Annotated in this window: 13 protein-coding genes and 1 pseudogene; 8 read left to right on the top strand and 6 right to left on the bottom strand. The window is 41.4% G+C overall.

Annotation, left to right across the window (positions count from 1 at the left end; genetic code table 11):
• Positions 1-507 precede the first annotated feature (507 nt).
• A complete protein-coding gene (locus N5J47_RS07255) occupies positions 508-1,695 on the bottom strand; it encodes an ammonium transporter (protein ID WP_279959397.1) in 1,188 nt (395 codons plus the stop codon).
• Between the two features lie 228 nt (positions 1,696-1,923).
• Between N5J47_RS07255 and N5J47_RS07250 the strand changes: the two genes are divergently transcribed.
• Positions 1,924-2,283: a DUF6176 family protein gene (locus N5J47_RS07250; RefSeq protein WP_279959398.1), complete on the top strand. Its 360-nt coding sequence runs from the start codon at positions 1,924-1,926 to the stop codon at positions 2,281-2,283.
• On the opposite strand, the gene N5J47_RS07245 is transcribed toward N5J47_RS07250, so the two are convergent.
• Together N5J47_RS07245 and N5J47_RS07240 are read right to left on the bottom strand one after the other, a co-directional pair.
• Entirely contained in the window at positions 2,257-2,691 is a 435-nt protein-coding gene (locus N5J47_RS07245; protein WP_279959399.1) for a type II toxin-antitoxin system VapC family toxin, read from the bottom strand. The two genes, N5J47_RS07250 and N5J47_RS07245, sit on opposite strands and share 27 nt — an antisense overlap.
• Entirely contained in the window at positions 2,685-2,957 is a 273-nt protein-coding gene (locus tag N5J47_RS07240; RefSeq protein ID WP_267982190.1) for a type II toxin-antitoxin system Phd/YefM family antitoxin, read from the bottom strand. The genes N5J47_RS07245 and N5J47_RS07240 overlap by 7 nt, the downstream gene beginning before the upstream one ends.
• Positions 2,958-3,273: 316 nt before the next feature.
• On the opposite strand from N5J47_RS07240, the pseudogene N5J47_RS07235 reads away from it, so the two are divergent.
• The 3 genes and pseudogenes from N5J47_RS07235 to N5J47_RS07225 form a co-directional block, all read left to right on the top strand.
• Positions 3,274-3,426 (top strand): annotated as a pseudogene (locus tag N5J47_RS07235) (DUF559 domain-containing protein); the annotation flags it as partial.
• A 123-nt stretch (positions 3,427-3,549) separates the two neighbouring features.
• Entirely contained in the window at positions 3,550-4,539 is a 990-nt protein-coding gene (locus N5J47_RS07230) for an ImmA/IrrE family metallo-endopeptidase (protein WP_279959400.1), read from the top strand.
• Positions 4,540-4,541: 2 nt separating this feature from the next.
• Entirely contained in the window at positions 4,542-5,159 is a 618-nt protein-coding gene (locus N5J47_RS07225) for a hypothetical protein (protein WP_279959401.1), read from the top strand.
• A gap of 83 nt (positions 5,160-5,242) precedes the next feature.
• Here the strand turns inward: N5J47_RS07225 and N5J47_RS07220 are convergent, their stop codons facing one another.
• Positions 5,243-8,140: a valine--tRNA ligase gene (locus N5J47_RS07220; protein WP_279959402.1), complete on the bottom strand. Its 2,898-nt coding sequence runs from the start codon at positions 8,138-8,140 to the stop codon at positions 5,243-5,245.
• A gap of 88 nt (positions 8,141-8,228) precedes the next feature.
• Between N5J47_RS07220 and N5J47_RS07215 the strand changes: the two genes are divergently transcribed.
• The 4 genes from N5J47_RS07215 to N5J47_RS07200 all read left to right on the top strand — a co-directional run bounded on the left by N5J47_RS07215 (position 8,229) and on the right by N5J47_RS07200 (position 11,219).
• Positions 8,229-8,597: a hypothetical protein gene (locus N5J47_RS07215; RefSeq protein ID WP_279959403.1), complete on the top strand. Its 369-nt coding sequence runs from the start codon at positions 8,229-8,231 to the stop codon at positions 8,595-8,597.
• 342 nt (positions 8,598-8,939) lie between these two features.
• Complete coding sequence (locus tag N5J47_RS07210) at positions 8,940-9,620, top strand: hypothetical protein (RefSeq protein ID WP_267982194.1); 681 nt, start codon at positions 8,940-8,942, stop codon at positions 9,618-9,620.
• 117 nt (positions 9,621-9,737) lie between these two features.
• Positions 9,738-10,400 carry a hypothetical protein gene (locus N5J47_RS07205; protein WP_279959404.1) on the top strand — a complete coding sequence of 221 codons (663 nt, stop codon included), beginning with the start codon at positions 9,738-9,740 and terminating at the stop codon, positions 10,398-10,400.
• A gap of 12 nt (positions 10,401-10,412) precedes the next feature.
• A complete protein-coding gene (locus tag N5J47_RS07200) occupies positions 10,413-11,219 on the top strand; it encodes an SDR family NAD(P)-dependent oxidoreductase (RefSeq protein WP_279959405.1) in 807 nt (268 codons plus the stop codon).
• A gap of 19 nt (positions 11,220-11,238) precedes the next feature.
• Here N5J47_RS07200 and N5J47_RS07195 read toward each other — a convergent pair whose 3' ends face one another.
• Both N5J47_RS07195 and N5J47_RS07190 read right to left on the bottom strand, forming a co-directional pair.
• Entirely contained in the window at positions 11,239-11,676 is a 438-nt protein-coding gene (locus N5J47_RS07195; RefSeq protein ID WP_005329225.1) for a YbjQ family protein, read from the bottom strand.
• Between the two features lie 8 nt (positions 11,677-11,684).
• Positions 11,685-12,035 carry a YbjQ family protein gene (locus N5J47_RS07190; RefSeq protein WP_267982198.1) on the bottom strand — a complete coding sequence of 117 codons (351 nt, stop codon included), beginning with the start codon at positions 12,033-12,035 and terminating at the stop codon, positions 11,685-11,687.
• Positions 12,036-12,061 lie beyond the last annotated feature (26 nt).

Here is a 12,061-nt window from a genome sequence, read left to right as displayed (position 1 = left end):
AGTCTGCTGGAATGTATGGGAATAAAGCCTTTGGCAATGATTGCCGATGAAAAAGAAATGGTGCGCATAGTAAACCCCTGTAAAATAGAAGTTCTACCAAACCATTGTCTGATTATGGTGGCAGAACGAAAGAGGGTTAGCAGACTGGGCATACAGAACCAGCACGCGCGAACGCGTCCCCCGTCCGTTCTACCGCAAAGGGGGACGAGTGGTTTTTTACACATGCAAAGAATACTCAGATGAATAAACTCTGATGCGCTGTATGAACGGTCTGCTAAAACCGTCTGACCATGAGGGTCAGCACACAAAGCATAGTCTGCAAGGTTTGGCGTGTCAATATTCTATAGAGACAGGTGATTAAACAGTGTGAATGGATTGTTGGGAAAGATTTAAAATTAAGTTGAATTCAGGTTTAAATATATTTTTTATAGTTAACATCATTCCCTTGTAGTGAGGTCTGCACATACAAGGGAAATTTTAGGAATACTCACTAATCATCAAACCACATCAGAACATGGATTCTTCAGAGTTTGCCGAAATTTTGTGAATGGAAAGGTCTGCACCGCGATATTCATCTTCCTGAGAAAGACGGATACCCAAAGTCGCCTTTAAGATACCGTACACGACAAAACCACCAATCAGCGCAATGATAATACCTAAGCCTGTACCAATGATTTGGGAAATGATGGACACGCCACCCAAACCGCCTAAAGCCTGCTGACCAAAGATACCCGCAGCGATACCACCAACAGCGCCGCAGACCCCATGTAAAGGCCACACACCCAGTACATCATCCACCTTGAGCTTGTTTTGTGTATAAGTGAACAGGTAAACAAACAGGGCACCCGCAACGCCGCCAATGAATAATGCACCAATAGGATGCACAATATCGGAACCTGCACAGATTGCGACCAAACCTGCCAATGGACCATTGTGTAGGAAACCAGGGTCATTTTTACCCATGAAGTTTGCAGCCAATGTACCGCCAACCATTGCCATCAGTGAGTTGATTGCCACCAAGCCAGAGATAGCCTCCACACGTTGCGCACTCATCACGTTAAAGCCAAACCAGCCCACAATCAGAATCCATGAACCTAAGGCAAGGAATGGAATGGATGATGGTGGATGCGCACTGACACGACCATCATTCTTATAGCGACCATTTCGCGCACCCAGCAAGATCACCGCCGCCAATGCAATCCATCCACCCATGGCATGAACCACCACTGAACCTGCAAAGTCATGGAACCCAGCACCAAAGGTTTTTTCCAGCCAACCCTGCAAGCCATAATTGCCATTCCAGATCATACCCTCAAAGAATGGATAGATCAGTGCGACCAGAATCAGCGTGGCAATGGCTTGGGAGCGCATTTTGGCACGCTCAGCAATACCACCAGAGATAATCGCTGGAATGGCGGCGGCGAAGGTGAGCAGGAAGAAACAGCGCATCAGGTTGTAGCCATGATCGGCAGCCAAGGTAGTGCCTGCATGGAAAAAGTTCTGTCCGTATGCAATCCAGTAGCCTACAAAGAAATAGGCAATTGCTGAAATGGCAAAATCAGTTAAGATTTTGCTGAGCGCATTGACCTGGTTTTTATGGCGTACTGTACCCAGTTCCAAAAATGCAAAGCCAGCATGCATTGCCAATACCAGTACTGCACCGAGCAGTAAGAAAAATAGATCTACGTTTTGCATAGTGGTGCTCAAAAAAAGTGCTAAATTTGGTTTTGATGCAAATATTTGATTCGTTTTTTGCACCAAAATAGATTTAGTAAATCTAAAAACTTAAGTTGTAACAGAACAACTTAATTTGATGAAATCTATAATGCAAAAAATGCACCAATTTAGAAATTAAATTGTAATTTTGGTGAAAAGTGGTGCGATTTGCTTAAAAAGAGCACAGTTTTATAGAGGGGAAATAGAATGACTGATGTTGTTGCGCGTTTGATTAAGCTGAAACCTGATGTGATGGAAAATGTTGAGGCTTGGAAAAATGAGCTTTCGGCAAGAAAAGACGAGGCGATTGACACCTTAAAGCATGAGGGAGTCAGCCTTGAATCTTGGTTTCATGTCAATATTGAGGGTGAGGATTTTCTCATGGTGTTTATGCGGGCCGATGATATTGAACATGCCTTTGCGGTGGGGAAGCAAAGTGCGGCTGCAATTGATCAGGTGCATAAAGCGTTTAAGCAAAATTGGGCAAAAGGCTATCATGCAACGTTGTTGCTGGATTTGGAGAATACGGAAAAATGCGGGTTATCTAAACCAATTGACCAACCTTAAACCTGAAATATTTTGAAAGTCTTTGCTATTACGAGTGACTAAAGGTAAGCCTTGAGCCATTGCGATTGCTGCAATCTGTCCATCTGCAAAGGGAAGATTAAGCCCATTTTGTTGTGCTTCTAAGCGAATTTCAGCATGAATTTTGGCAGCAGATTCATGATAAGAAAGAATGGGAATCAGACTGACAATGTCATGTAAAAAAGAACCAATCATTTCTTTACGTTGCCCTTGAGGCATTTTAAGCCAACCAAACCGAAGTTCATGCCAAACTAAGCTCGGAATCGCAATTTCATGTTGATACAGTTGAAATTGCGAAATGACATGCTGATTGGGTTGTGGCTTGATTAATTCAGAAATGATGTTGGTATCTAAAAGGTAGCTAATATGAGAGAGGGTAGGATTTACCATGAAAAATCTCGCCCCTGTTCTTGTGAGCGTTCAGGCTGAAAATCATCAGTCTCATTTTGTAAATCTTGTATATGTTGTTGATGCCATGCTGACCATGCCTGCATAAGAGTTTGTGGTTGATTGCCTAATTTTTGATAGTCATTGAAAGATAATAGCACCGCAGAGGTTTGCCCTCGTTGTGAAATAAAAATCGGTTGACCTTGTTTGCTTTGTTGTATCAGTTGTGCAAGATTGGCTCGGACTTGGCTAAATGGAATGTTGTTCATATTATTTGTCCTTTTTAGATGTACATTTGAATTGTACATTTTATAAGGAGAGTCTGGCAAGCATAAGATGCCGATTGTACGGAGTTAGAACAGCAATTGAAGTGGGGAAAAAGAGCGTTTAAAGCATATGAAAAAGCTGAGTGGGGCAGGTACGCTTTAATCTGCAAAAGCACCTCTCCCTTGCGGAACTACAATCGTTCCTCATCTCCTAAAAGGAGAACATCAACTTTAATTATTTTTTTGCATATAATTAGCTGTTCTCCCTCTCCCTATGGGAGAGGGCTGGGGTGAGGGTAATTAAAATGGAAAATAAAAAATGAAATTAGATCCAAAATTATTAGAATTTGCTAAAACCATGCGAACCAATGCCACAGAAGCAGAAAGCCTGATGTGGCAAATACTCCGCGCTAAACGATTTATGAATCTAAAGTTTCGTCGCCAGCATGTAATTGCGCCGTATATTGTGGATTTGTAGTAATTGATTTTATGTGTAATTATTCATGATATAAGATACAAGTATTTTATTGTTTCACAAAATAAAGTATAGTGTTCCACAATTTTTAGCTGTTTATTTTGTTTGAAGGAGGTTGCTATGACTACAAAAACAATTAGCCCTATGCAAACCCTGTATGCAAAATTACAAACATTAGGGTTTTCAAAAACAACCGTTAAAAATCTTCTACCTGAGTGGTGGAGCGATGATATCGCAAAAACTCCTGCGGGTTTTCAAGAAGCATCATTAATTTTATCCAAATATCTAAGTATTCGTTATAGTAGCCTTGTAGGTGATGCAGAACCATCTTTTATTTTTCCTAGTCATAAATTTAAGCATGCTCGGCATATAGAGGAAAAAGATTTAAGCAAAGCTGTTGCACTATCATCTCTCGCAGGCAGATTAACTTTGGCGGCCTATGAAACTAATGTAGTAGATCTGAATGAAATTTCTGCAAAAAATATTCGTGAAACCTTACTTGCCAGAAATGTTCCATGGGTAGATTTTAATACTTTGCTCGACTATTGCTGGGAAATTGGTATTCCTGTAATTTTTATAAAAAACTTGCCATCACCCAAAATGCAAGGATTAGCCCTCCAATTACATGGAAAACCAGTAATTATTTTAACAAGTAATCATCAGCATGGTTATCTGGTTTTTCATTTAGCACATGAACTTGGGCATATTGTGTTGGGGCATGTAACTAATGAGGAATGGGTAATTGATAAAACTATTACAGAAGCGAATGATGATAATCAGGAAATGGCAGCGAATCAATTTGCATTAGAAATTCTTACGGGTAAAAGTAATGCTGCTTATAGATCAGAATACCGTTTATATCCAAATACTTTAGCAGCTTCAGCTTTAAGTATTGGGCGTGAAAATAAAATTGATCCGATGCATATCGTATTGAATTATGGATATACGAATAATTGTATGCCGATAGCTAGTGCTGCATGTAAATCTTTAGCAAAAAGTTTGAATATACGAGAGTCTGATCCTGATATAGCAAAATCTACTTTTATGCAATATGTGGATGTGGATAGTCTTGATGATGAAAAGGCTTTACGCCATCTTATTGGAATGTAGATGTGATCGTATTTGCTGATAATGATATTTTAATTAAATTAGCAGGTTGTGATTTATTAATTCCTTTTTGTGAAGCTATTGGTACTCAAAATACGGATTTTTTTGTTACATCAAGTGCAAAATTTGCAATTCCAAAGCAGAGTAAAAAGAAGCTGAAAACACCAGAAGCTATTCAACAGTTACACGAATTTATGGGGCGTACAAGTGCGATTCAAGATGTACAGCCTCAAATGGATATTTTGGATACGTTAACTGAAACCCCAGATATTGATGGTGGTGAAGCATTTTTAATTTTATCAGCTTACAATAACCCAACTTGTAGGCTTGCAACAGGAGATAAGCGTTGTTTAGCATCTTTATTAGCTACTCCTTCATTAAGTGAACTTGTATCTAGTCTATCAGGACGTGTTTATACACTTGAAACAGCTTTATTAATTTTAATTTCACGATTAGATTTTGATGTTGTAAATCATAAGGTAGTGCGGCGTTGTGTAGATGATGGTCTACTAAATTTAGCTTTTGGTGAGCATCGAAATGAGGATCATGCAATTGCCTGCTTATCATCTTATAGTTCAAACTTAAAAGATTTAGTGGCAGAATCTCATTTAATTAGATATTAATCTGAGTTTTTTAATTTTTAATTTTAAAAAGGACTGATTAATCAGTCCCTTATCTTACACATTAACTTAAAAATTACAACACCTTACAGCGCAGCAATCTGCTCCATACTTGCTTTAATTTTACTTAACTGATCAGCAAACTCAGCCAATTTCACTTTTTCACCTTCAACAACGGCTGCTGGTGCTTTCGCAACAAAGCCCTCATTGGCGAGTTTATTGGCAATTTGATCATGCTGCTTTTGAACCTTATCCAAGTCTTTTTGCAAACGACCTAATTCAGCTTTCGGGTCAATCAAGCCTTTCATTGGTACAAATACAGAGGCATGACCCACAACACTTGAAGAAGAAAGTGGTGGTTCTTCACCTTGCGCTAGGAAAGTCAGGCTTTCAACTTTCGCCAATGCCTTGAATAATGCCTCAATACGGGTGATTTGCTCACGTTCAGCATCAGAAATGTTTTGCAATAATACTGGTAACAAACGCGCATTACCCAAGCCCATTTCACCACGAATATTACGTACTGCACCAATCAAGCCTTGTAACCACTGCATATCTGCTTCCGCTTGATCATTGATCTTCGCTTGATCAGGCACAGGATATTGTGCGGTCATGATGGTTGCGCCACCTTTGCCCAACATGGGCGCAAGGGTTTGCCAGATTTCTTCAGTCAAATATGGCATGAGTGGATGTGCCAAACGTAAAGAAGCTTCCATTACCGCCAGTAACACACGGCGAACTTCTGCCTTACGTTCTTCTGACACATTGGCATCGTTAAGCACAGGCTTGGTCAGTTCGACATACCAGTCGCAGTATTCATTCCAGATAAAGTCATAAATCGCTTGCGCAGCAAGGTCTAAACGGTAGGTGGCAAATGCTTGATGAACCGCAGCTTCTGCTTTCTGTAAGCGGCTGATGATCCATTGTTCAGGAAGTTCCCATAAATCAGGACGCGCTTCCTGACCAACGGTTTGCCCCTCAACATTCATTAGAACAAAACGGGTTGCGTTCCAGATCTTGTTACAGAAGTTACGATAGCCTTCAACACGTTTTAAATCGAACTTGATGTCACGACCCGTATTGGCAAGCGCACAGAACGTAAAACGAACCGCATCTGTACCATAGGCATTGATGCCGTCTGGAAATTCTTTACGGGTTGATTTCTCAATCTTCGCCGCATCTTTCGGGTTCATTAAACCAGTCGTACGTTTGGCAACCAGACTTTCAAGATCAATACCATCAATTAAATCTAACGGATCAAGTACGTTGCCCTTAGACTTGGACATCTTCTGACCTTCACCATCACGTACCAAACCGTGAACGTAAACCGTCTTGAATGGTACTTGAGATGAACCATCTTCATTTTTCATGAAGTGCATGGTCATCATGATCATACGCGCAACCCAGAAGAAGATGATGTCAAAACCTGTCACCAATACATCAGTCGGGTGGAACGTTTTAAGGAAATCGTTGGCTGCATCTTTCTGTGCATCGCCAGTCCAGCCTAAAGTTGAGAACGTCCAAAGTGCAGAGGAGAACCATGTATCCAGTACATCTTCATCCTGATTTAATTCAATGTCAGCAGCGATGTTGTTTTTGGCACGAACTTCTTCTTCGTTGCGTCCCACATACACATTGCCCTCGGCATCATACCAGGCAGGAATACGGTGACCCCACCACAGTTGACGGGAAATACACCAGTCCTGAATGTCACGCATCCAAGACATATACATATTGGTGTATTGCTCAGGTACAAACTTGATTCGACCATCCTGAACCGCTTCAATTGCAGGCTCAGCAAGTGGCGCAATCTTCACATACCATTGATCTGTCAATAGTGGTTCAACGATCACACCTGAACGGTCACCGCGCGGTGCTTTCAGGTCATACGGATCAATCTTGTCCAGCCAGCCTTCAGCTTCCGCCTGTTCAACCAGTTTTTTACGGGCAGCAAAACGCTCTAAGCCAATATAGTCCGCAGGGGCAGGCAGCAGTTGAGAAATTTGCTCACCCGCTTTGGCGATATATTCAAACTCAGCCAACACTTCTGCATTTTTATTAAAGATATTAATAATGGCTAAGTTACAGCGTTTACCCACTTCATAGTCATTGAAGTCATGCGCTGGGGTGATTTTCACACAGCCCGTACCGAAATCTTTTTCTACGTATTCATCGGCCACAACAGGCACTAAACGACCTGTAATTGGGAGAATAATGTTTTTACCAATCAAGTGGGCATAACGTTCATCTTCAGGATGGACTGCAACTGCTGTATCGCCTAATAAAGTTTCTGGACGTGTGGTTGCCACAACAAGGTAGTCATTACCATCTTTGGTTTTCAGTGATTTATCTTCAAAGAAATACTTAAAGTGCCACAATGAGCCTTTTTCTTCTTTGCTTTCAACTTCAAGGTCAGAAAGGGCAGTTTGCAGTTTAGGGTCCCAGTTCACCAAACGCTTGCCACGATAGATCAAGCCATCTTCGTGCAAACGAACAAACACTTCTTTTACCGCATTGGATAAACCCTCATCCATGGTGAAGCGTTCACGAGACCAGTCCACAGATGAACCTAAACGGCGGATTTGTTTGGTAATGGTGCCGCCAGATTGTTCTTTCCATTCCCAAACTTTATCGATGAACTTGTCACGACCCAAGTCATGACGGGTCACACCTTGCAAACCGAGTTGACGCTCGACCACCATCTGCGTTGCAATCCCCGCATGGTCAGTACCTGGTTGCCATAAGGTGTTTTTACCCATCATACGGTTGTAGCGGGTCAGGGCATCCATGATGGCATTGTTAAAGCCATGTCCCATGTGCAGGCTACCTGTCACGTTTGGTGGTGGAATCATGATACAGAATGATTCACCCTGGCCTGATGGTTTGAAGTAACCCTGTTGTTCCCAGATTTGATACCATTTCTTTTCGATCTCGGTTGGATCGTAAGTGGTTGCAATATTTTGAGCAGATTGAGCGTCAGTCATAGTACAGAAGATTAAAATTGAATAAAAAATTGGGTGTATTATAACGTAATTTCAATAAATTTAGTTTGTCATCGCAAAGGGAGTGGAAATGAGAAGCTATGAATGTTCATGTGCTGGAGAGAATGAAAATTGTTTTAAGTGCTATGGCACTGGTACAGTAGTAGAAGAAATAAGTCCTAGTGCTAAATATAAAGTATTGAGTAGTAAAGTCGTCACAAATGAAGTTGTAAAAGAAAAAGTTGTAAAAAATAAAATGAGTTATTGTTCTTTTTGTAAAGAGCAGCTTCTTGAAGAAGAAATTAAGGAACATATTAGAACTTCTCATGGGTTAAATAACAAAAAAAAAGAAAAATTTGAAATCCAAGTTCTTAAGTGTAGTAAAAAAACTCCCAATTTAGCTCAATTAGTGGGAATTTCAAGAAGAAAAAAGAAGAAAAAAGAAGAAAAAAACTTCTAATAAATTAAAAAATAAGGCAAAAATGAATTCCAGCCAAGTTAACATCTCTTATGAATCAGGTAGAGATATGTTTGATGCTACAAAGGATTATGCTCATAATTTTCGAGAACATGGAAGATATGGGTCACATCCTATCCATGATGATTATGATGAGATAGATAATGATTAGGTAGCAGTTTTATTGACTAGCAATCCATCAAAATTTTCCACTAAAAAAGCCGACGAAATGCGTTGGTTTTTTAGTAGAAAAAAGTTAGATTTATGTGTATTGGATCACATAATTAAAGATGTAGATGCATAAAATAACAATATAAGAATACTAAAACTAAAAGGATGGTTCAGATGAGTTATTCAATTTTATTGAAAATTAATGAAGCAACACACGGACAATTTGAAACAATCCGCCAGCAACTGAATGCTGGAACACATGAAAGCCAGTCGCGGGTGTTGGGGGAGGTTCTTTCAGAAATTGCCTGCGACATTGTTGAGCAGGTCTTTTCAGTTTTGCTGATTCAGAATCGCCAGCCCACACAGCTCACACAAAAATATACGGCAGAATCAGAAAAAGTCATTCAGCAGATTATTGGTGCGGTGCGCAAATACATGCCGTGGTCAATTGCATTGTTTGGCAATGAACGCCTCTGTCCCTTTGCCAACTATTTTTCCAATATGATTAAGTACCATGATGAACAGGTGTATGTGTCTTATCCGATTGATCGACATCTGGTACAACAGGCCCATGCTTTGGTGACAAAACTGAAGAATAATGAAATCAGTGACATGGTGGATGTATTTCAGACTCTGGTTCAAATTGTGGATTTGGGCGTGACCAACCTGATTCGTGAACCGAAAAAATGCCTGAATTTTAATACCGTGGTCGATAAAACCCTGAATGGGGTAATCAATATGACGGCGCATCTGAGCTATAAACGTTTGGAAAAGATGGGAAATCAGGTGGATACAGACGCTGCGGCTGATTGTGTCAACCATTTTTTGGCATTTATGCATGTCGATGCGGAATAGAATATGGTAAATTCGGCGTGTAGAAAGCCAAAAATGATATAAAACAGTTTGATGGAAAAATAAGGGCTTGTTGAACAAGCCCTTATTTTATGCAATCTAAGAATTAGGGTAATTAGAATGAACACCGCCGTTTTTTTAAATATTCATGCGGATACATACGCGAGATTTGCGCATATTCGAGCGCAGTTATTACAGGGCAATAAGGAAAGTCAGGCAAATGCGTTGGGGAATGTCCTGTCAGAAATGGCTTGTGAAGTGATTGAACAGGTTTTTATGGTGCTGTTACAGGAAAACCAGCATTACTCCCAGACGGGTGAATCTGAAAAGGTGATTCAGCAAATTCTGGAAGCCATTCGCAAATATATGCCGTGGTCAGTTTCATTCTTTGGCAATGACCGATTGGTTCCTTTGGTGGAATATCTCTCCAAAACCATCCAGCTTGAAGATGAAAAGGTTTACATGACCTATCCAATTGAACAGCAGCTTGCACAACAGGTGAAAAGCTCCAGCCAGAAGCTTGCTGGTGGAGACCGTCATGAAACGGTGAATGCGTTGAAACTGCTGACCGATGTGATTGATGTCGGTGTGACCCATTTAATTCGTGAACCGAAAAAATGCCTGAAGTTCAATTTTGTGGTGGATAAAACCCTCAATGGCGTAATCAACATGACCACACATCTAGGCTATAAACGTTTGGAAAAACTAGGTACTCAACTGGATGAGCAGGTTGCGGTCATTTATGTGGATTACTTCTTAAAATTTATGCGTCATCAAGCATAGAGGATCATTGATATGGCAAAGCTAAAAAACCTTGAAAATAAAGTGGTATGGATTACAGGGGCTTCTTCTGGTTTGGGCAAGGCGCTGGCGCGGGAATGTGCCTTGCAGGGTGCACAGGTGGTGCTGACCTCACGCCGTTATGATGAACTCGAAGCTGTGCGTGTCGGTTTATTCAAGCCAGAACGTCATGTTTCAATTGCCGCAGATATCACTGATGAAGCTCAGGTACGTCATGCGCATGAACAGGTTTTGACATGCAAAGGTCGAATTGACTGGCTCATCAACAATGCAGGTCTGAGTCAGCGTGCCCTGATTCAGGACACCACCATGCAAACTGAACGTGCCATCATGGAAGTGGATTATTTTTCACAGGTGTTCTTTACCAAGACTGTGTTATCAACATTGCTCAAACAAAAGTCTGGTCGGGTGGTATTTGTCTCCAGTGTGGCGGGCCTATTGGGTACACAATATCGCGCCAGTTATTCAGCTGCCAAAGCGGCGATTCATATGTGGGCGAACAGTCTTCGTGCCGAGGTTTCAAAAGATGGGGTTGCGGTTTCGGTGGTGTTTCCAGGCTTTGTTAAAACCAATGTTTCTTTTAATGCCTTAAATGGTGAGGGTAAGCCACAGGGGCATCAGGACGAAGCCATTGAAAATGGTTTGGATGCCGATGTATTTGCCCAGCGAGTTGTTGAGGCTTTGATGGCAGGCGATGAATATGTGGTTATCGGTGGGAAGAAAGAACAACTGGGCGTATTGGTGTCCCGTTTGTCACCAAGCCTACTGTATAAAATGATTCGTAAAACCAAAGTGAAGTAAAAGGAGCTTTTGCTCCCTTTTACTCATTTAAAATAGCTGTACCATAAGCAAACACTTCAACCATGCCACCTTGCATGCCCAGTTCAGTGGTACTGAGACGAACCCCCATGATCTGGTTTGCACCCATCCTGTGTGCCTCCTGCTTGAGGCGAACCATTGCCTCACGTCGTGCCCGTTCCACCACACTTTCATAGCTGACGAGACGACCACCAAAGAAGTTTTTAATGGTGGCAAGCACATATTTAAAATAGTCATGTGAGATCACCACATTGCTGCTTACCAGTTGACCTTTTGCAGTCGTTTCAACAAAGCGGTTGGTATCAATGCGGATATGGGCAAATTGCCTTTCTTTCTCATCCAGTTCGCGTAAGTGTTTTTGTTCAATATGACGACCAAAACCCCAACCGACTGAAAAAAGAATCAGAAAAATAACGATCTGAAAAATTAATCCATCCATTGTATTGCCTATGCACCAAATGGATTAGGAAGTTTAGGCGCCACAGGCTGAACCACGACAGCCGTACCATATACAAAAAGTTCGGACGCGCCTTGGGCAATATTCGATGTGGAAAAGCGAATCCCCACAATCGCATTGGCGCCTAAACCGCGTGCCTTGTCGATCATGCGTTGCGTGGCTTCCTGACGGGATTCCTCAAGAAGTTCGGTATAACCCGTCAGTTCGCCGCCCACGATATTTTTTAAACCCGCCATCAGGTCACGACCCACGTGCTTACTGCGGACAGTGCTGCCATACACCACATCAAGCTGACGTAAAATTTCATGGCCAGGTACAGATTCCAAGCTGCTGAGTAACATATTGCCTCAAGTAATTTCTATATTGT

The organism is Acinetobacter sp. GD03645, from assembly GCF_029845285.1.
GTDB lineage: Bacteria > Pseudomonadota > Gammaproteobacteria > Pseudomonadales > Moraxellaceae > Acinetobacter > Acinetobacter corruptisaponis.
This window is presented reverse-complemented; position numbering and strand designations above follow the sequence as displayed.

Coding starts and splice junctions, on each gene's coding strand:
- N5J47_RS07255 (WP_279959397.1), bottom strand. CDS start 1,695: ATGCAAAACGTAGATCTATTTTTCTTACTGCTCGGTGCAGTACTGGTA.
- N5J47_RS07250 (WP_279959398.1), top strand. CDS start 1,924: ATGACTGATGTTGTTGCGCGTTTGATTAAGCTGAAACCTGATGTGATG.
- N5J47_RS07245 (WP_279959399.1), bottom strand. CDS start 2,691: ATGGTAAATCCTACCCTCTCTCATATTAGCTACCTTTTAGATACCAAC.
- N5J47_RS07240 (WP_267982190.1), bottom strand. CDS start 2,957: ATGAACAACATTCCATTTAGCCAAGTCCGAGCCAATCTTGCACAACTG.
- N5J47_RS07230 (WP_279959400.1), top strand. CDS start 3,550: ATGACTACAAAAACAATTAGCCCTATGCAAACCCTGTATGCAAAATTA.
- N5J47_RS07220 (WP_279959402.1), bottom strand. CDS start 8,140: ATGACTGACGCTCAATCTGCTCAAAATATTGCAACCACTTACGATCCA.
- N5J47_RS07215 (WP_279959403.1), top strand. CDS start 8,229: ATGAGAAGCTATGAATGTTCATGTGCTGGAGAGAATGAAAATTGTTTT.
- N5J47_RS07210 (WP_267982194.1), top strand. CDS start 8,940: ATGAGTTATTCAATTTTATTGAAAATTAATGAAGCAACACACGGACAA.
- N5J47_RS07205 (WP_279959404.1), top strand. CDS start 9,738: ATGAACACCGCCGTTTTTTTAAATATTCATGCGGATACATACGCGAGA.
- N5J47_RS07200 (WP_279959405.1), top strand. CDS start 10,413: ATGGCAAAGCTAAAAAACCTTGAAAATAAAGTGGTATGGATTACAGGG.
- N5J47_RS07195 (WP_005329225.1), bottom strand. CDS start 11,676: ATGGATGGATTAATTTTTCAGATCGTTATTTTTCTGATTCTTTTTTCA.
- N5J47_RS07190 (WP_267982198.1), bottom strand. CDS start 12,035: ATGTTACTCAGCAGCTTGGAATCTGTACCTGGCCATGAAATTTTACGT.